Source organism: Leclercia adecarboxylata, from assembly GCF_023639785.1.
Taxonomy (GTDB): Bacteria; Pseudomonadota; Gammaproteobacteria; order Enterobacterales; family Enterobacteriaceae; genus Enterobacter; species Enterobacter adecarboxylatus_D.
In genome coordinates this window covers 2,240,379-2,258,409 of sequence record NZ_CP098325.1, presented here as the reverse complement: position 1 = coordinate 2,258,409, position 18,031 = coordinate 2,240,379, and the positions used below count along the sequence as shown (strand labels likewise).

At 57.1% G+C, this 18,031-nt stretch carries 19 protein-coding genes; 3 read left to right on the top strand and 16 right to left on the bottom strand.

All coding sequences use genetic code 11. The features are described 5' to 3' along the window. Nucleotides 1-139 precede the first annotated feature (139 nt). On the top strand, nucleotides 140-775 hold the full coding sequence (locus NB069_RS10895) for a helix-turn-helix domain-containing protein (protein ID WP_250589360.1): 636 nt from the start codon (nucleotides 140-142) through the stop codon (nucleotides 773-775). 42 nt (nucleotides 776-817) lie between these two features. Here NB069_RS10895 and grxB read toward each other — a convergent pair whose 3' ends face one another. The 6 genes from grxB to NB069_RS10865 form a co-directional block, all read right to left on the bottom strand. Continuing rightward, a complete protein-coding gene (gene grxB, locus NB069_RS10890; protein WP_250589359.1) occupies nucleotides 818-1,453 on the bottom strand; it encodes a glutaredoxin 2 in 636 nt (211 codons plus the stop codon). A gap of 120 nt (nucleotides 1,454-1,573) precedes the next feature. Further along, entirely contained in the window at nucleotides 1,574-1,984 is a 411-nt protein-coding gene (locus NB069_RS10885; RefSeq protein WP_250589358.1) for a DUF6691 family protein, read from the bottom strand. Nucleotides 1,985-1,993: 9 nt separating this feature from the next. Continuing rightward, entirely contained in the window at nucleotides 1,994-2,416 is a 423-nt protein-coding gene (locus NB069_RS10880; RefSeq protein ID WP_250589357.1) for a YeeE/YedE family protein, read from the bottom strand. Continuing rightward, nucleotides 2,406-2,708, bottom strand: coding sequence for an ArsR/SmtB family transcription factor (locus NB069_RS10875; RefSeq protein WP_250589494.1), 303 nt, complete (start codon nucleotides 2,706-2,708; stop codon nucleotides 2,406-2,408). Before NB069_RS10875 ends, NB069_RS10880 begins: the two co-directional genes overlap by 11 nt. Nucleotides 2,709-2,879: 171 nt before the next feature. Beyond that, the gene (locus tag NB069_RS10870; protein WP_250589356.1) at nucleotides 2,880-3,239 is read right to left on the bottom strand and encodes a hypothetical protein; all 360 of its coding nucleotides are present in this window, start codon (nucleotides 3,237-3,239) and stop codon (nucleotides 2,880-2,882) included. Between the two features lie 85 nt (nucleotides 3,240-3,324). Then, nucleotides 3,325-4,080 (bottom strand): DeoR/GlpR family DNA-binding transcription regulator, encoded by a 756-nt coding sequence (locus NB069_RS10865; RefSeq protein ID WP_250589355.1) that lies wholly within the window; start codon nucleotides 4,078-4,080, stop codon nucleotides 3,325-3,327. A gap of 87 nt (nucleotides 4,081-4,167) precedes the next feature. Between NB069_RS10865 and NB069_RS10860 the strand changes: the two genes are divergently transcribed. Then, nucleotides 4,168-4,752 (top strand): NUDIX domain-containing protein, encoded by a 585-nt coding sequence (locus NB069_RS10860; protein WP_250589354.1) that lies wholly within the window; start codon nucleotides 4,168-4,170, stop codon nucleotides 4,750-4,752. 87 nt (nucleotides 4,753-4,839) lie between these two features. Further along, nucleotides 4,840-5,598: a trans-aconitate 2-methyltransferase gene (tam, locus tag NB069_RS10855; RefSeq protein WP_250589353.1), complete on the top strand. Its 759-nt coding sequence runs from the start codon at nucleotides 4,840-4,842 to the stop codon at nucleotides 5,596-5,598. Here tam and NB069_RS10850 read toward each other — a convergent pair whose 3' ends face one another. The 10 genes from NB069_RS10850 to glsB form a co-directional block, all read right to left on the bottom strand. Continuing rightward, nucleotides 5,599-6,789, bottom strand: coding sequence for a cytochrome c biogenesis protein/redoxin (locus NB069_RS10850; protein WP_250589352.1), 1,191 nt, complete (start codon nucleotides 6,787-6,789; stop codon nucleotides 5,599-5,601). A gap of 507 nt (nucleotides 6,790-7,296) precedes the next feature. After that, nucleotides 7,297-8,598, bottom strand: coding sequence for an ATP-binding protein (locus tag NB069_RS10845; RefSeq protein WP_250589351.1), 1,302 nt, complete (start codon nucleotides 8,596-8,598; stop codon nucleotides 7,297-7,299). Beyond that, entirely contained in the window at nucleotides 8,595-9,335 is a 741-nt protein-coding gene (locus NB069_RS10840) for a response regulator (RefSeq protein WP_138368920.1), read from the bottom strand. The genes NB069_RS10845 and NB069_RS10840 overlap by 4 nt, the downstream gene beginning before the upstream one ends. 48 nt (nucleotides 9,336-9,383) lie before the next feature. After that, a complete protein-coding gene (locus NB069_RS10835; protein ID WP_250589350.1) occupies nucleotides 9,384-10,379 on the bottom strand; it encodes an alpha/beta fold hydrolase in 996 nt (331 codons plus the stop codon). 134 nt (nucleotides 10,380-10,513) lie between these two features. Then, entirely contained in the window at nucleotides 10,514-11,428 is a 915-nt protein-coding gene (locus tag NB069_RS10830) for a bestrophin family protein (RefSeq protein ID WP_250589349.1), read from the bottom strand. Nucleotides 11,429-11,680: 252 nt separating this feature from the next. Beyond that, nucleotides 11,681-13,132: a tagaturonate reductase gene (locus NB069_RS10825; RefSeq protein ID WP_250589348.1), complete on the bottom strand. Its 1,452-nt coding sequence runs from the start codon at nucleotides 13,130-13,132 to the stop codon at nucleotides 11,681-11,683. A 174-nt stretch (nucleotides 13,133-13,306) separates the two neighbouring features. Further along, nucleotides 13,307-14,272, bottom strand: a complete 966-nt coding sequence (locus NB069_RS10820; protein ID WP_250589347.1) for a sensor domain-containing diguanylate cyclase — start codon at nucleotides 14,270-14,272, stop codon at nucleotides 13,307-13,309. A 51-nt stretch (nucleotides 14,273-14,323) separates the two neighbouring features. Beyond that, on the bottom strand, nucleotides 14,324-15,316 hold the full coding sequence (locus NB069_RS10815; RefSeq protein WP_250589493.1) for a sensor domain-containing diguanylate cyclase: 993 nt from the start codon (nucleotides 15,314-15,316) through the stop codon (nucleotides 14,324-14,326). Nucleotides 15,317-15,497: 181 nt separating this feature from the next. After that, entirely contained in the window at nucleotides 15,498-16,949 is a 1,452-nt protein-coding gene (locus tag NB069_RS10810) for a GGDEF domain-containing protein (protein WP_250589346.1), read from the bottom strand. 139 nt (nucleotides 16,950-17,088) lie between these two features. Beyond that, nucleotides 17,089-18,015, bottom strand: coding sequence for a glutaminase B (gene glsB, locus NB069_RS10805; RefSeq protein ID WP_250589345.1), 927 nt, complete (start codon nucleotides 18,013-18,015; stop codon nucleotides 17,089-17,091). Nucleotides 18,016-18,031 lie beyond the last annotated feature (16 nt).

The following is an 18,031-nucleotide window of genomic DNA, read 5'->3' as shown; positions in this document are numbered from 1 at the left end:
GGGATATTTTAAGGAGAATAGTTTCAGTGCCTAGTCCCATATGGGACCGATCGGCAATTGCCGTTTAATCATCCCGATTTTTAAGGGCTATCGCTGCTATACTACCTACCACGGCGAAGGGCGCAGCGAGAGGCATAGCGTGAATTTTCAGGATATTCATATTTATTATCAGCAACTTAATCTCGATACTCTGATGTCGCAAATTATTGCCGAAGGAGAACCCGTGATCGTTCCGGCAAATAAAAACTTAGCTTTAGATGCTGGATTTATCTATTTTTGCACCGAGGGATCGCTGTCGATATTAATGCCCGAAAACGGCCTGCATATTGGCAACAGTATTGAGTTTATGCCGATAGGTCTAATGGAAAGATATTGCCCTCTGGCGAAGTTTGATTACCGCAGCAGCGCAACGGTGCAGCTGGTGAAAATATCCTGGGCAGATTTTGACCGTCTGTTTTTAAACGGAGGGCCCGAACGGGTACAGGCGCTGGCGACCATTCTGACCTATATGTCGATTTTCGCCATTGACCTGCATAATGAGCGCCGTCAGGTGACCAGCTACCAGACCATTAAACCGATGCTGTATCGCTATCTCTATCGGCAGAATACGCACACAGGCGAAAACGAAGGTCTGGCGCTGTTTATTATCAAACGGACGAATTTGTCGCGCACGCATGTTTTTCGCGTGCTCGCCGATCTGAAAGCCGGGGGCTATATCACCATGAAGCGGGGTAAATTGATCTCCATCGACCGGCCGCTGCCAGAATCCTGGTGATCGCCGGGCGGCCTTCGATTAAGGGGGCAAGCCCCCTGTTAACTACAATGCTTTATCCGTAAACAGCGGAACATTACAGGACGAAGCAACGTGGTCCAGATAGCCGCTCAGGTAATCCGGATAGGGGAAATCCTTCACAATGGTCAGCGAGTTCAGCACCGGGAAAAGATAAAAATCGGTTATGCTGACCGCGTTCCTGGCGCGTAAATAGGCCTCGATTTTACCCAGTTCATCCACCAGCGTGTCGATATAGCTCTGCGTGTTGGCCATTAACTCATCCAGATCGCCAAATGCCTTAATCTCACGCTGGGTATAGGCCTCGCGCGCCGCTGGCGTGGACAGCTCTTTGAAATCCGCCCGGGTAAAACGCGGAATCGCCAGATTGAATACGGTACGGGTATTGTCTTTACACCAGGCGTCAATCTGCGGGTCGCATTCCCCTTTAATAACCGGCGCGCCATCACGCTGGTCGACGTAATGGACGATATCCATGCTTTCCGGCATGTAAACGCCCTCTTCTTTTTGCAGAATCGGCACCACCTTCCGGCCTACCATGCGGGTGGGTGTGTCGACATCCCCCTCCATAATCACACTTAACTCAAGGGGCACCTTTTTAAGACCAAAAATCATTCTTGCGCGGATACAGAACGGGCAGTGCTCATAGACATACAGTTTCATAGCGTTCTCTTTCTCAACCTGTTGTTAATCGCTCATAAAAGAGCGTATGACGTGATGGCAGAAAATAATAATGAATAAATTTCAGGCGCTAAGCCCGGTATGATGCGTCAGCTATATCTGTCAGGAGGTGCGAAACCGGCCAACCAGCACCATGCCGACGATCATGGACACAACAAAGAGTAGGCCTTTCCCGACGCCCGCCCCTGCTAATACCAGCGCCGGGCCGGGACAGATCCCCGCCAGCCCCCAGCCAAGACCAAACAGAATGGCACCCACCACCAGGGCCCTGTCGAGGGTCGTATTCTTCGGCAGCACAACAGGCACCCCGCAAAACGCCGTTTTCCTGTGTTTGACCAGGGCAAAACCGACGATCCCCACGGCAATCGCCCCGATCATGACCAAAGCCAGCGAGGGATCCCAGGGATGGGACAGATCCAGAAAGTTAAGCACTTTCTCCGGGTTCGCCATACCGCTTACCAGCAGGCCCACACCAAAAATAAGACCGCACAGAAACGCCATAACCATCAGCATAATGCCTCCTCAACCCAGCCAGAAACCCACAACAGTGGCAGTAATCATTCCCGTCATCATAAAGGTCAGGGTCGCAACCAGGGAGCGCTTAGAAAAACGTGACAGGCCACAGACGCCATGCCCGCTCGTACACCCGGAACCCAGTCGAGTCCCCACGCCCACCAGCAGGCCGGCCACGATAATCATCGGCCAGGAGGTCTGCACGTTTATCCCGGGCAAGGGAAAGAAAAGGCTATACAGCAGAGGGGAACCGACAAGACCGACTAAAAAGGCCATTCGCCACCCTTCTGGCTTCGATAACACGCCGGAGAGAATGCCGCTGATACCGGCAATGCGGCCGCAAAAATGGATCAACAAAACGGCGGCAAGCCCGATTAGCAATCCGCCGCCGAAACTGCTGAGCGGTGTGAAGTGGGTGAGATCAATTGTCATTGTCGGCTCCTGTCTGTGGGCAGTACAGGTCATATAAGGTGTTTAACAGCGCGAACGTCCGGGGATCTTCAATCCGGTAAAAAATCTGTTTACCGGTTCGTCGGGTTTCGACAAGCTTTAACCGACGAAGCACGCCCAGCTGCTGGGATAAGGTGGGCTGATGAATACCCACCGCCTTTTCAAGCTGCGCAACGCTTGCCTCCCCCTGACTCAGCTGACACATCAGCAGCAGTCTGTCCGCATTCGACAAACCACGCAGCACTTCCACAGCCCCCAGCGCCGCCTGTTTCATTGCATCCTGAACATCGGTATCCGTAGTCACGTTTTAGTCAGCCCATTAATATACAATTTTATATAATGTAATTTAGTATATTGTCATCAGCCCCCTTTTGCCATGCTGCCAGATAAAAAAAACCGGCAGAGACACACGCCCCTGCCAGTTATCTTTAAGCCGTTTCAGACCTTATATTTTCAGTTCAGGCACCAGGGCTTTTTTATCGGACATACAGGTTTGCCACGCCTTGCCCGGCTCACCGTTATCCAGCACCGATGAGGTGCGGTACTCTACGGTGCGGTCCTGTTGCCCCGGCACCACATAGTCGATGGTTGTCCAGCGGGTGTTGGCGTCTTTACCCTCGGCGGTCAGTTCGATGGTCTGGTTTTTTACAATCTCGGAACACTCTTTCGCCGCGGCCTCGACTTTACGAAACTTCTTCTCTTCAGGCGAAGTGCCCTCACCGGACATGGACATACATCCGGTAAAGAGCAAACAGGCAAGAGTGACAACGCTCATTTTTTGCAGCATCACGCAGTCCTTAGTCATGAACAGGTTACTGCAAAAGCGTAGCTTATACGGCTGCGCCCTTCCTGCGATTAGCGAAGCGGGTTTCACTCTACAAATTCGTGGATCATACTTTGACCACCGTCACTCCCTGCCCGGCCACCGCTTCCACCCAGCGGCTGTCGGTATCCTGCTCAACCACCACGGTGTTAATCAGCGAAAGCTCCCCGATCCGGAAAGGCGAAGCCGTGTTGATCTTCTCCGGGGACGCCAGCACCACCGTTTCGGCCGCTCTGCCGGAAAATGCACGTTTGATGCACGCCTCTTCGTAATCCCCGGTCGTGAGCCCGGCGTCAGGGTGAATTCCGGTCACGCCCATAAAGAACAGGTCGGCATGGATACGCCCGATACCTTCAATGGCGGCGGCGCCCACCGTGACGACAGAGTGGCGGAACAGGCGTCCGCCAATGAGGATCACCTCAACCCGCGGATGCTCCATCAGCGTCAGGGCGATGCCCGGACTGTGGGTTACCGCCGTGAAAGCGAGATCCGCAGGCAGGCAGCGAACCAGCTCCGTGGTGGTGGTCCCGCCGTCAATCATCACCACCTGGCCCGGGGAGATGAGTTCAACCCCCTTCCGGGCGACCCGCTTTTTCGCATCGATGCCGAGCTGGCTGCGCTCGGCAAAGCTGGACACCGCCTGTGACGCCGGCAGCGCGCCGCCGTGTACCCGTTGTAGACAACCATCGGCTGCCAGCTCGCGCAAATCCCGGCGAATGGTATCCTCCGACACCTGAAATTCAAGGCTAAGGGTTTTGGACAGCACCTGACCTTCGGTACTCAGTTTTTCAAGGATCAGCTGCTTGCGTTGTCGGGTGAGCATGAGATATTCCTGAAGTTGCATGTTTTGATCTTGATATTGCACGAATGTGCAGATTATGATGATTACTCTACGTATACAGGAGGCATCGTGCAATCAATTCGTGCAGAAGTACGCATTCTCGACAGCAAAACCTTGTCAGATGACTGGTACACACTCAAAAAATATACCTTCGATCTACGTCGCCGGAATGGGGAGTGGCAACGGCAGAACCGTGAAGCCTACGACCGCGGCAACGGCGCAACCATCCTGCTCTATAACCCCGAAAAACGGACGGTGATCCTCACCCGCCAGTTCCGTTTTCCGGTTTATATCAACGGGCACGACGGCTATCTGATTGAATCCGCCGCAGGCCTGCTTGATAACATGTCGCCGGAAAAGCGCATCAAAGCCGAGGCGGAAGAAGAGACCGGGTATCAGATTACGCAGGTGGAAAAGGTGTTCGAAGCCTTTATGAGCCCCGGCTCCGTCACCGAGAAACTCTACTTTTACATTGCGGAATATCGCCCTGACGATCGTACCGGCGCTGGCGGCGGCATCGAAGCCGAAGGGGAAGATATTGAAGTGCTGGAGTGGCCTGTTGAGCAGGCCTTACAGGCTATTGATGACGGCATTATCGTCGATGGCAAAACCATCATGCTGCTCTACCACGTTGCCCTGAAGAAGATCCTTTAACCTCATCACACCGACAGAAAGGGATTTCTGTCATGTCTGAAACCCCATCATCTACACTTCAGAAAAGAGCAAACTGGAGATGCCTGCATGACCGACTGGAACCCTGGCCTGTATCTGCAATACGGCGCTGAACGCACCCGCCCCGCCTTAGAGTTACTGTCCCGGATTGCCCTGGATGACGTTACCGATGTGGTCGATCTCGGCTGTGGCCCCGGCAACAGCACGGCGCTGTTGCAGCAGCGGTGGCCTGCGGCGCAGATAACCGGGGTGGACTCCTCACCCGCCATGCTGACGGAGGCCAGAGCCGCGCTGCCGGGCTGTCGCTTTGTCGAGGCTGATATTCGCCACTATCGCCCGGAACATGCCCTGAGCCTGATCTATGCCAATGCCTCGCTGCAGTGGGTGGATAATCACTACGAACTGCTGCCGCACCTGGTCTCGCTATTGAAGCTGCACGGTGTGCTGGCCATTCAGATGCCGGATAATCAACTTGAGCCAACCCATGTCTTAATGCGCGAGGTGGCATTTGAACAGGATTACCCGGATCGCGGGCGTGCATCCCTGGCGGGCGTCCATGCCTATTACGATATCCTGACCGAAGCGGGCTGCGAGGTGGATATCTGGCGCACCACTTACTACCACCAGATGAGCTCCCACCAGGCCATCGTTGACTGGGTGAGCGCCACCGGACTGCGTCCGTGGCTTCAGGATCTGAGTGAAGCCGAGCAAAAGCGCTACCTCCACCGCTATCATCAGCTGCTGGAGGAGCAGTATCCGCTACAGGAAAACGGGCAGATACTGCTGGCCTTTCCACGGCTGTTTATTATCGCCAGACGTGAACCCTGATCAGGCTTTGGCCTCTTTCAGCAGCTGCTGGATCACCTGCTCCTGCTTCTCTGTATTTCCCTCGCCGAAAGAGGCGTAACGCAGTTGCCCTTTGGCGTCGAAGAAGTAGTGCGCAGGCCAGTAGCGATTGCCAAAGGCGGTCCAGATCCTGTAGTTATTGTCAGTCACCACCCGGTACGGAAGCTGCCATTTGTCGATGGCCTTCTGCACCGACGCCAGCGGTTTTTCCCACGGGTATTCCGGGGTATGCACGCCCACCACCACCAGGCCCTGCGCTTTATATTTGTTGGCCCAGTCGCGAACGTGCGGCAACGAGTGCTGACAGTTAATGCAGTCCCAGGTCCAGAAGTCGATCAGCACCACTTTGCCTTTTAACGACGCCGGGCTGACCGGCTCGCCGTTGAGCCATCCGGTGCCGCCCTCCAGGGAGGGCATCGCGCTGGTGGTCACCGGCTGCGCGACAGGTTGAAGCGTCGGCTGAGGCTTGCTCTCTGGCGCCAGCTGCAGGAGCGTTTTCTCCAGCCGGTCGGCCACCCCGTTTGCCCCCTGAAAGACGCTGTTAAGCCCAGACGCCGTAAACGCCACGGACATCAGCATGGCAACCCCGGCGGTTTTTCGCAGTCCGTCCATCAGCCCCGATCTTGCTTTCAGCCGTGCGATCAGCGCCTGCCCGCTAAAGCCCAGCAGCGCGAGCATCACTGCACAGCCGCTGCCGTATGCCGCCAGCAGGCTGCCGGTGGCAACCGGGCTATGCCCCGCGAGACTCAGACTGAGAATGGCCCCTAACACCGGCCCGGCACAGGGCGACCACAGCAGCCCGACCGCCAGCCCGGCAAGCACTGCCGACGCCATGCCCCGGGCGCTGTTGCTCCGGGAATTAATGACGTTGCCGAGGCGTAACGCAGGCCCGGCGATGCGCTGGGCAAATGACGGGAAGATCAGCGCCAGTGCAGCGAAGCTCAGCAATGCCAGCGCAATCCAGCGCCCGACGATGGTGGCGCTCACCACCCAGTCACTGGCGACGGTAATCAGGCTGGCGACCAGGGTAAACATCATCACCATGCCGCACAGCATAGCGACAAGCTGACGCCGCTGGCCGCGGAATCCGGCAAATAACAGAGGAATAACGGGTAATGTACAGGGGCTGAGCAGGCTGACCATGCCCCCTAAAAATGCGATCACGAGAAACATAAAACACCTCACTTACCAGTTGATAGTGAGGCTATTACAGCGTGGTGATGTGTCTGGTATGTGTGGGGTTACGGGGGTTTTTGTCAGGTGGTGTATGGGCGTTGAGTGGAGATACATTGCGGTACAATTGGCGTAATAAGGGTTCGGGTAAACATGTGGCTACCGGGGTGGTTCCGTTCACCTTACGTACCTTGCTTCTCTGGTACAAACGAACCCGTGAACGTGCCAGGGGGGCTCACCGCCTCCCCCCTGGCTACCCCGGCTCCCGGCAAAGAAAATCGCCGCTTCGCGGTGCCTTCGGCTTATTCCCTCCGGCTATCGGGTCGGGCGTGATCCTACATCCATGTAGGTCACGCCCTCTCGGCGCATCCATGCGCCTCGCCCCGGCCTGCGGTCAACGCCTCAGCGATTTTCAGCCGGACCAGGGAGCCGCTATAGGTATGTTGCTCTCATGAACGTTCTTCAGGGCTGCGTAGGCCGGGTAAGGCAACGCCGCCACCCGGCAATTCACGTAGCCGGCAAGGTAATCCGTGCACAGAGTCCCCCTTCAGCCCGGTTCACCAATTCCAACTCCCCATTGAGCTGCCCCGTTAGCTGCACCGCAATCGCCAGCCCCAGCCCTGTGCCCCCGGTTTCCCGGTTGCGGGAAGATTCCACCCGGTAAAACGGCTGTAACACCGCCGCAAGCTCAGGCTCCGGTATACCCGGGCCGTTATCCTCTACGGCAATCTGCACCCTGCCGTCATGCATCGTCAGGGTCACGTCGGCCTTATCACCAAACTTCAGCGCGTTATCCAGCAGATTGGTGAGAATGCGGTGCAGCGCCTGCGGGCGGGTGGCAAAAGGCACGTTGCTTCTGGTTGCGGTAAACTGCACGTTTTTGCCGGTATCGGCGTAATCACACACCAGCGTGTCAATAAAGTTATACAGATCGACGTTGCGCACCGGTTCCGGCGCCACGCCGGACGAGCGCGCGTAGTCGATCCCCTCCCGCACCAGGCGCGTCATACTGTCCAGGTCCTGGGTCAGTTTGTCACGCAGATCGGGCTGGTCGGCCATCTCCACGCGCAGGCGCATTCGGGTGATAGGCGTCTGCAGATCGTGAGAGATGGCCGCCAGAATCTGCGCCCTCTCCTTTAATGAGGTCTGGATCCGCTCCTGCATGGCATTAAACGCACGCGCGGCCTGACGCACCTCCAGCGGGCCTTGCTCGGTGAGGAGCAGCGGATGGGGGCTGGCGGGCTCAAGCGTATCCACCGCCCGGGTAAAGTGGGTAAAGGGCCGCACCACCTGACGCACCGCCAGCCAGGCGCAGATCACCACCAGTAAAAGCTGGAGCACAAAGACCACCGGCAGCCAGCGGGCGACCGGCGGCATGCGTGGGGTGAGATCCAGGGTCAACGGCGAGCCGTCGCTCAGCGTCAGGTGGGCCTGAATATGCGATACCGGCCCCGGCACCGCCGTGAAGCGCAGCGGATAGTGCGTCGCCAGGGTCTCCGTTATGGTGCGCACCGCATCCCGGGAACGGGCGTCTGCGGGAGGCGCCCCCGGATCTCCCGGCCCAAGAATATAGCGATAGTTTCCCCGTTCCAGGCGCGGGAGCCACTGCGCACGCTCACTGGCCGGGAGCCGGTCGAGGATGGCCACGCTGGTGGAGACATCATCCTCCAGATTGCCCAGCATCACGTGCCGGGCGCTACTCATCCGCTCGGCCAGCACCAGCGTCAGGCTCATGCCGTTGGCGAGCAGCAACCCCAGCAGGACGATCACCAGCAGGCGGTAATGAAGGGAGCGCGGCCAGAGCCTCATTCTTTGGCCTCAAGAATGCTGACCGGCATCGAAAAGACATAGCCTTCACTGCGTACTGTTTTTATATACAGCGGCGTGCGCGCATCCTCATTTAAACGCTGTCGCACCCGGCTGACCAGCAGATCGATCGAGCGTTCGAACAGCTCTGCATCCCGTCCCTGGGTGAAATTCAGCAGCTGATCGCGGGTTAATACGCGCTGGGGATGATCGACAAACACCCGCAGCAGGCGGTACTCCGCCCCACTCAGCGCCACAATAGTGCCGGTGGCGTCGAGCAGATGGCGGGCGCTGGTATCGAGCTGCCAGTCGCCAAAGGCGATGATCCGCCCGGCCTCGGTCACCTGCAGGTTTGGCGGAAGCGTGCGAAACCGGCGCAGTATCGCTTTGATCCGCGCCAGCAGCTCGCGTGCCACAAAGGGTTTGACCACATAATCGTCCGCCCCCATTTCGAGGCCAAGGATGCGATCCATATCGTCGTGGCGGGCGGTCAGCATCAAAATCGGCAGATCTTTATGCTGACCGCTGCGCAGCTGGCGGCAGAGCGTCAGGCCGTCGTCGCCGGGCATCATGATATCCAGCACCACCATATCCACCGCCTGCTTGTCCAGCACGGCGCGCATCTCTTTCCCGTTGGCCGCGCCCGTCGCACGATAGCCGGACTTCACCAGATAATCGACGATCAGTTCGCGAATATCCCTGTCATCATCCACGACAAGAATGTGATCGGTTGTCTCCACCCTAAGCTCCTGTTTTTCAGCGATGGGCAAAAAAATAGCATAGCTTCCTTACAACTTATCCGCATCTACCACCGCTTTAACGAAATCCTGCGGATCTTCCTGGGCCGGATTGTGACCGATGTTGCCGGTAAAGGTGCGGTGCTGATACTTGCCGGTGAATTTGGCGGCGTACGCCGCAGGCTCCGGATGCGGGGCGCCGTTGTTGTCGCCCTCGATGGTGATGGTCGGCACGCTGATGGACGGTGCGGCCGCCAGTTTTTGCTCGTAGCTGTCATAACGGCTTTCACCGCGCTCCAGCCCCAGACGCCAGCGATAGTTGCTGATGGTTACCGCCACATGATCCGGGTTATCCAGCGCTTTGGCGCTGACGTTAAATGTCGCATCGCTGAACTTCCATCCCGGTGACGCCAGGGTCCAGATCAGTCTGGCAAAGTCATGGGTGTTGGCTGCATACCCTTTCTCGCCGCGGTCGGTGGCGAAATAGAACTGATACCACCACTGCAGTTCAGCCTTCGGCGGCAAGGGTTTTGCGCCCGCCTGCTGATTCCCAATCAGATACCCGCTCACCGAAACCAGCGATTTTACCCGCTCCGGCCACAGCGCCGCCACGATATCCGCCGTTCTTGCGCCCCAGTCATAACCGGCAAAGACCGCGCGTTTGATGTTCAGGGCATCCATCAGGTTGATCACATCTTTCGCCATCGCCGCCGGTTGACCGTTACGTGGCGTGGTGGACGAGAGGAAACGCGTGGTGCCGAAGCCGCGGTTATAAGGAACAATCACTCTGTAGCCTTTTGCCGCCAGCGCGGGGGCCACCTGAGCGTAGCTCTGAATATCGTACGGCCAGCCGTGGAGCAGAATCACCGGTTCGCCGTTTTTCGGCCCGATATCGACATAGCCAATATTCAGGTCGCCCGCGTCAATCTGGTGGATCTGCTTAAATGCGTCGGTGTAGTTGGTGCCTGCGGCCTCGGCCTGGCAGGCCGAAACGGTAGCAAATGAAAGGGTCGCAGCCAGGGTTGAGTAAGCCAGTTTGTTCATCATGGTGGGTCTCTCCGGGTCAGGTATTTGACCCGTCTATCTGACCACCCTGATGTATGGCGAATATGTGCAAACCTGGCCGTTTTGCAAGGCGGTGTATCCCTGGCGCACGCAGATACACTGCGATACAAACGCGCTCAGGTCAGCTGGTAATACTTGTCCGGCAGCTTACGTGTCGGGATATCCTGCTCATCGTTCATCTGCAGGAGATCGATCTCCATGGCGTTACAGATAGCATCCAGCGGCAGGTCGTTATTCTCGATGCCAAACGGCTCCTCCAGCTCTTCCGCCAGGGTGTCCAGCGAGATAAAGGTGTAGGAGATGAGTACCGAGACGAACGGCGTCATGTAGTGCAGATCGCTGACCAGCGCGAACGGCAGCATGATGCAGAACAGATAGACCGTACGGTGAAGGATCAGCGTGTAGGCAAAGGGCACCGGAGTATTGGCAATGCGCTCACAGCCGGCCAGCACGATGGACATATCATTAAGACGAATGTTCAGGCTGTGGAACAGGATGTCCGACAGATCCCCTTTGCGGCGTCTTACCGCCAGCCATTCACCCATAATCAGCAGAATGCGGTTCGCGGGCGAGCTGGAGTCCATTGCCACGCGCAGATTTTCAGGCGAAAGGTACGCTGAAAGCTGGTCGGCCTGGGGCTGTTTGCGCAGGGTCATGCGCAGGCAGTGGGCAAAGGCAATTTGCAGACGGACAAACTCCCCTAACGCCGGATCGTCTGGAAGCGTGTTTTTCACCTCCCGGAACAGAGAGCGCGAGGCAATCATCAGCTGTCCCCAGAGCTGTCGCGCCTCTACATAGCGGGCGTAACAGGCGTTATTACGAAAACCAAGGAAGATGGCGATAGCGACCCCAAGAATGCTGAAAGGCGCAACCGTCAGCCGGATGCCCAGCGAGGTGTACCAGGGCAACATCAGGATCACGACGATGGAGAGCAAAAAATTGAGGAACAAACGGGAGAAGATTTTGGTCAGCACGGAACCGTGCCAGACAAAAATAAGGCGCAACCAGTGCTGTTGGGGTCGAACGATCATAGTCAGCTTCATCGGGAAAAAAGAGCGGTGACTATTAAACGTGATCGTTGTCACGGTTGCAAGACTGTTAAAAAATGATGACGTTTTTGCGAGGCCGAAGGCAAACCGCACGGTGCTGAAGTGCGGGAGAATGAAAGTGAGTTAGAGTATGTTGTAACTAAAAAGGGTAAAAGAAAGCTTATACTGGTGCGGTGTTTTCACCCTCATCCCGGCCCTCTCCCTGAGGGAGAAGACCGGGCCGGGTTCAAGGGTTTAGCACAGCGGTTTTACGGCGGCACGCATGCCCTGCTGCAGAATGGTTTCCAGGTCCCGGGTAACCTGTTCTACCAGCCCGTTTACGTTGGTCAGGTCCTGCTCCCAGTGCTCGCTGACGCTCAGCACCGCCGTGACCAGCTCGCGGGTATTGATCTGCTGGTCGTGATGCCGGGTCCACAGCTGCTGGAAGCGGGTTATCCAGTGCGCGTCGTCCTGCACCGGGTAACTCTCGCCGTTACGTTCCCCGCGGTAGAAGGCAATCAGCGCCGCCAGGGCAAACGTCAGGCGTGCCGGGAGTTTACCGGTGGCCTGCTGCCCTGCCAGAAGCTGCGGCAGAATACGTGTGCGGTACTTGGTCATGCCGTTAAGGGCAATCGACAGCAGTTGATGCTTGATATACGGATTGCGGAAACGGCCCGTTACCGCGCTGGCAAACGAGGCCAGCTCATCGCGGGGCAGATCCAGCACCGGAATGATCTCTTCATGAATGGCTTTTTCGACAAAGGCGCAAACTTCCGCGTCGTTCATCGCCTCGCCCACGGTATCCAGTCCGGCCTGGAACGCCACCGGTACCAGGGCGGTGTGCGCGCCGTTGAGGATGGCGACTTTGCGCTCTTTGTACGGCTTGATGTCATCAACAATCAGCACGTTCAGCGTCAGCTTGTCCAGACGCAGCTCCTGCGCCAGCGATTTTGGCCCCTGGATCACAAACAGATAGAAGTGTTCAGCGGTATCGAGGAAGGCATCGTGATAGCCGAGGGACGCTTCAAGCTCCGCCACCTCGTCGCGTGGATAGCCGGTGACGATGCGGTCAACCAGCGTGGAGCAGAAGGTGTTGGCCTCGTCCAGCCACTGGATAAAGGCCGCAGGCAGCGCCCACTCCCGGGCATAGCGCAGGACCAGTTCACGCAGGGCATCGCCGTTATAGTCAATCAGTTCACAGGGTACAATCACCCAGCCTTTGTCGGCGGCACCGCTGAAATGGCTGAAACGCTCGAACAGCAGGCGGGTCAGTTTCGCCGGATAGCTGACCGCGGGTGCATCCTCAAACTTATCTCCGGAGTGATAGCTAATCCCTGCCTCCGTGGTGTTCGAGAAGACAAAGCGCATGTCCGGGTTGTGCGCCAGCTTCAGGAATTCATCGTACTGGTCATACACGCTGATCTCGCGGTTAACCGAGCGGATCAGGCGCGCGTCGCTGACCGCCTCGCCCTGCTCGTTCAGGCCACGAATGATGGTGGTATAGAGACCGTCCTGAGTGCTGAGTGAAGACGGAAAGTCGCTTTTGATTGGACGGACAATCGCGATACCGGCATTCAGATCGGTATGCTCGTTGAGCAGATCGATCTGCCAGTCAATAAACGCGCGCAGGAAGTTGCCCTCACCAAACTGGATGATACGTTCAGGATAGAGAGCACCGGGGAAATCACGACGGTTCAGTGTGTTCACAATGGGGGTCCTTGTAATGATTAGTCATACAGCCTGATAAGATTGGTACGATAACTTATCAAACTTAACGACCACGAAACCCCGTTTTGATCAAACCTCGTGTGAATTGTTACAGGATCTATAAAAACCTGTAGAACAGACCTGCTCTCAGACGGTGACGCTCACTTGCTTCTCTTAGCAGCCGGTACCGCGCTGCTGTTTCATGGAGTACATCATCTGGTCTGCGGTTTTCAGCCAGCTCTCCAGATCGTCGCGGTCATGGTTGAATTCGCTTACCCCCCAGGCAAACGAGAGCGCCCAGGGATATTCGGCATGCTCATTCCAGCTCGCCGCCTGTTCGGTGAGAAACTGCATCGCAATCCATGCCCCCTTTTCGTCGCTATTGGCAAACAGGATCGCGAACTCATCCCCGCCATAGCGGGCGAGCACGTCGGCTTTGCGGAAGGTCGATTTCAACAGACCGGCCATCGCCTTCAGGGCGTTGTCGCCATCGGCCCGACCGTAACGCGCGTTTATCTGCTTAAAGCGGTCGAGATCGAGCCAGGCCAGGGTCAGGGGTTCAGCCCGACGGCGGGCAGCGCGAATGGCATACGTCGCCAGATGATGAAAACCGCGGCGGTTGTAGAGCCCGGTCTGAACGTCGGTGATGCTGGCGCAGGTTGCGGCGAACGCCTCCTCCACCAGCGCGGCCAGATCGGCCAGCGCCTCGATGTCGGACGGCGAAAATATACGCGGCTGATGAGCGATAATGCACAGCGACCCCACCGTGGCGCCACCGGGCAGATGCAGCGGATAACCGGCATAAAACCGGATGGGATTGTCGTCGGTGACCAGCGGGTTATCGGCAAATCGGGGATCGTCGAGCGCATCATGCACCACCAGCGGCCTGTCACTGAGGATGGTGTGCCCACAAAAAGAGAGATTTCTCGGCAGGTTGGTGCTGTCGCCACCTTCGGCGGATTTAACCACCACCACATGCTCGTCGACCAGATTGATCATCGCCACCGGCACGCTAAACAGCCGTTTAGCCAGCCGGGTGAAACGATCGTAAGTCGGATTTTTTTCGGGTTCGAGTAGTCCGGATTCGCGCAAAGCGCTGAGACGCTCTGCTTCATGGTGGGCTAGTGAAGGTGATTTCATACGGACTCCGGACGTCAGGCTTTTTAAAAGCTTAGCGCATCCTGAGACGGGTTAGTGGGCAAATATGCGGTTTTTCCCGTCGCGTTTCGCCTGATAGAGTGCGGCGTCGGCAGCCTGTAACCAGTCCGTAACATTTCCCATCTCACGGGTGGCGCTGGCGATGCCGATACTCATGGTGCACTGGACCGCCTCTTCGGCAACATCCTCAATCACCGCCGCCGCATCCATAATCCGCGAGGCGACCACCCGCGCTTCGTCGAGGGTGGTATCAGGAAGCAGGATCACAAACTCATCCCCACCCAGCCGCGCCGGGGTGTCGCTCTGGCGGGTGGCGATGTGCAGAATTTGTGACACTGTCACTAAAAGCATGTCCCCCACCTTGTGGCCGAAGCGATCGTTGACCTCTTTAAAGTTGTCGATATCTATGAACATCAGCGCCGAATCGCGACAGTTTTGCTGCAGTTTATGCAGCTCATGATCGATACGTTTCTCCAGCAGACGGCGGTTGGCAATATCCAGGAGCGGATCCATCATCGCAATACGCTCCAGCTCGCGGGATTTAAAGCGCAACCGCATGGCAATACTGTTGGTGAGTACGCTCAGCGCCACGGTATAGATCCCAATCAGCGGCAAGGTGGCGTACAGGGTGCGCTGGGATACCCACGGCACCAGCGCCATGCCCTGGGTGAGCCAGCTGGCCATAAAGACCGCCAGCATGACTGCGGCGGCTTTTTTCATCAACGGGAAGCCCCCCGCCGCCAGCCGATCGGCAAGCAATATGGTGGCAATGGTGACAGAAGGCAGCGGGTTCGCCGACATCATGGCGATCCAGAAGCCGCCAGCCCCGGCATCGAACACCAGATTCTGATGTTCGGTTTGCAGCGGTGTGGATGAGCGTCGGGCACGCCACCAGGCCAGCGTCGGCCAGACAAAGGCGTTTATAGCCAGAAGACCCATAAGCCAGGCTGAACGTTGCTGTTCCAGCAGGACGGAGAGAACAGGTAAAAAGCAGAGAAAAGTTCCAAGCACGCGCATCAGATACATGCGTTTGATAAACCGACTGCCAGGCACGCGAGGGGGTTTACTGAGTCTGTCAGTTCCGTTCATCACACGAATTTTCCGATATAATCACCCCTTTATATTATTGACGATGAAAATGCGTATCAAGATATTTATCAGTTTTGCAAATATATGGCAGGTCCGTGTCCCACGGGGATGCAAACGTTTACAGCTGCTCCGTAGCCGCTTCGCTTTGGCGGGCAGTTTTTATCTCTGTCATTCGGGCACTGGTACGATTTCGACCTGCTTTTTTCGAACGATACAGATAATCGTCCGCCTCGGTCATCAGACGATTAAAGACGTCCGTCAAATTCGCCGAGTCCGATTTTCCACTGCCCAGACCAATACTGACGGTCAAAAACAGGGTCTGGCCACGCCAGTTGAAGGGATGTTGCTCAACCGTAGTGCGGATACGTTCCGCCAGGGCGTACCCCTGCCCGGCCGACGCTGAATTTACGACCACCGCAAACTCTTCGCCCCCCATCCGCGCGACCAGCCCATCGCTACCCACCGTCTCCTGCACTTTGCGCGCAAAAGCGGCCAGCACGGTATCGCCGCACTCGTGACCATAGTTGTCATTAATGCTTTTGAAGTAGTCGATATCCAGCAGCATGACGGTCAGACGCGCGCTCTTGCGCTTCCCTTCACTGTTTTTGAGCGCCTCATACAGCCCGGAGCGGGAATACACCTGCGTCAGAAAATCATAATCGGCACGCAGGGAAACCTGACGGATCAGGGAATTGATCGCCGCCATGCTCACCGACACCATCAGCGGGCAAATCGCCATGGTGGCAATGCCCAGGCGGGCCGAGAACATCATCGGGGTGGTGAGCGGCGTGGTCGCCACGATGGTGATAATGGAGTTGGCCACCAGGGTGATCTCCACGGCCCCGGTAACAAAGGTCAGCAGACAGGTCGCGGGCAGGGAGTAACGTACCGCACACCAGATCAGCGCCGGCAGCGGGAAGACCAGTGCCCCGGCCCCGCCGATGGCCACCGACGCCATCACCGAGATAACCAGCGCCACAACCGGCATCAGATGCCTGGCGCGTAACGTGCGGTTAAACGTGGGCCAGATGATGGTCAGCAGGCAAGGCACAATCAGCACCCCGGTGGAAAACTGTTCGCTGAACCAGTCCGCCACCAGCGACCAGAAGTTCCGGTCGGTTACTCCGACGGATACCGTCGCCCCCATCAGCGCGCACAGCAGCGCGGCCAGCAGGCAGTAATTAAACATCCGCAGGGCGTTTACCGGGTCCGGCGTGCTGATGTTCAGCCGTTTATCACGCTGAAGCAGCAGGGCAACGGTGACAATAAACACCATGTTGGAGAGGTTGATCCCCAGGGACGAGATGCCCCATTCGGTGGTCATCAGGTCGTACACCAGCATGGCGATGTAGGAAATGGCGTAATAATGCAGGCGATTCAGATAAGCGTAGCGGGCAAATACCCCGGCCATCACACCGTTCAAAGGCCAGAACAGCGACAGGGCTTCCACCAGACGAAGCTGCGCGCCAATAAAATAGAACAGCGTGGTTAATACAAATATGCCCGCTGCATTTCTGAGCGGGGATTGCGGGTCGAATAATGTGAATGTTCTGGTGTGAGCAGAAGGCATGCAATATCAGTCCGTAGGGTTGCTTTTAACATCGAATGATCATCTGCGCGGATGAATGTTAAAAGTTTGGGATTAATATATATCACACTAATGGGTTAGCGAACATCATCAGGTTAACCCTGCTTATCAGTCGTGCCGCTTAATAGACCGATCGTCCCAGCTGCTGGGTAAGGTGTTCCAGCACCGCCACACCCGCCAGGGAGTTCCCCGTTTCGTCCAGCTCCGGGCTCCAGACCGCAATCGCCATCTCATGCGGGACAATCGCCACCACTCCGCCGCCGACGCCCGACTTAGCCGGCAGACCCACCCGCCAGGCAAATTCACCGGCGTTCTGATACATTCCGCTTGTTGCCATCAGGGCATTGACCTGCCGGGCCTGCATGGGCGTAACAACCGGCTCTGACAGGTGCGGGGCATAACCCTGCGCGGCCAGAAACAGAAAAGTGTTCGCCAGTTCGACACAGTTCATCTTCAGGGCGCAGTAGTGGAAGTAATTTTGCAGGACCGTCGGCACGTCGTTATGGAAATTACCGAAGGATTTCATCAGCCAGGCGATCGCCGCATTGCGCGCCGAGTGTTCAAACTCGGAACGGGCGACGGCGGCATCGTAGCCAATATCACTCACCCCGGAGAGCTGGCGCACAATCTCCAGCATGCGCTGGCGCGGTGCGCTCAGACGGCTTTGCAGCATGTCGCACACCACCAGCGCCCCGGCGTTGATAAAGGGGTTACGCGGTTTGCCCTGTTCGATCTCCAGCTGCAGCAGGGAGTTGAACGGCTGCCCGGAGGGATCTTTCCCTACCCGCTGCCAGATTTCGTCCTCGTCATACTGACGCATGGCCGCCACCAGGCTCAGGACTTTTGAGATCGACTGAATGGAGAAACGCTCTGTCGCATCCCCGGCCTGAAACTGCTGGCCGTCTACCGTACTGATGGCAATCCCGAGTTTATTACCGTTAACCGAGGCCAGCGCCGGGATGTAGTCGGCTACTTTACCCTTGCCCACCAGGGGACGAACTTGCGCCAGAATGGCGTCCAGCATCTGATTATTGATGTTCGCAGCCATCCGGTTGCTCCTTGCT

Coding starts and splice junctions, on each gene's coding strand:
- grxB (WP_250589359.1), bottom strand. CDS start 1,453: ATGAAACTGTATGTCTATGAGCACTGCCCGTTCTGTATCCGCGCAAGA.
- NB069_RS10885 (WP_250589358.1), bottom strand. CDS start 1,984: ATGCTGATGGTTATGGCGTTTCTGTGCGGTCTTATTTTTGGTGTGGGC.
- NB069_RS10880 (WP_250589357.1), bottom strand. CDS start 2,416: ATGACAATTGATCTCACCCACTTCACACCGCTCAGCAGTTTCGGCGGC.
- NB069_RS10875 (WP_250589494.1), bottom strand. CDS start 2,708: ATGAAACAGGCGGCGCTGGGGGCTGTGGAAGTGCTGCGTGGTTTGTCG.
- NB069_RS10870 (WP_250589356.1), bottom strand. CDS start 3,239: ATGACTAAGGACTGCGTGATGCTGCAAAAAATGAGCGTTGTCACTCTT.
- NB069_RS10865 (WP_250589355.1), bottom strand. CDS start 4,080: ATGCTCACCCGACAACGCAAGCAGCTGATCCTTGAAAAACTGAGTACC.
- tam (WP_250589353.1), top strand. CDS start 4,840: ATGACCGACTGGAACCCTGGCCTGTATCTGCAATACGGCGCTGAACGC.
- NB069_RS10850 (WP_250589352.1), bottom strand. CDS start 6,789: ATGTTTCTCGTGATCGCATTTTTAGGGGGCATGGTCAGCCTGCTCAGC.
- NB069_RS10845 (WP_250589351.1), bottom strand. CDS start 8,598: ATGAGGCTCTGGCCGCGCTCCCTTCATTACCGCCTGCTGGTGATCGTC.
- NB069_RS10835 (WP_250589350.1), bottom strand. CDS start 10,379: ATGATGAACAAACTGGCTTACTCAACCCTGGCTGCGACCCTTTCATTT.
- NB069_RS10830 (WP_250589349.1), bottom strand. CDS start 11,428: ATGATCGTTCGACCCCAACAGCACTGGTTGCGCCTTATTTTTGTCTGG.
- NB069_RS10820 (WP_250589347.1), bottom strand. CDS start 14,272: ATGAAATCACCTTCACTAGCCCACCATGAAGCAGAGCGTCTCAGCGCT.
- NB069_RS10815 (WP_250589493.1), bottom strand. CDS start 15,316: ATGTATCTGATGCGCGTGCTTGGAACTTTTCTCTGCTTTTTACCTGTT.
- NB069_RS10810 (WP_250589346.1), bottom strand. CDS start 16,949: ATGCCTTCTGCTCACACCAGAACATTCACATTATTCGACCCGCAATCC.
- glsB (WP_250589345.1), bottom strand. CDS start 18,015: ATGGCTGCGAACATCAATAATCAGATGCTGGACGCCATTCTGGCGCAA.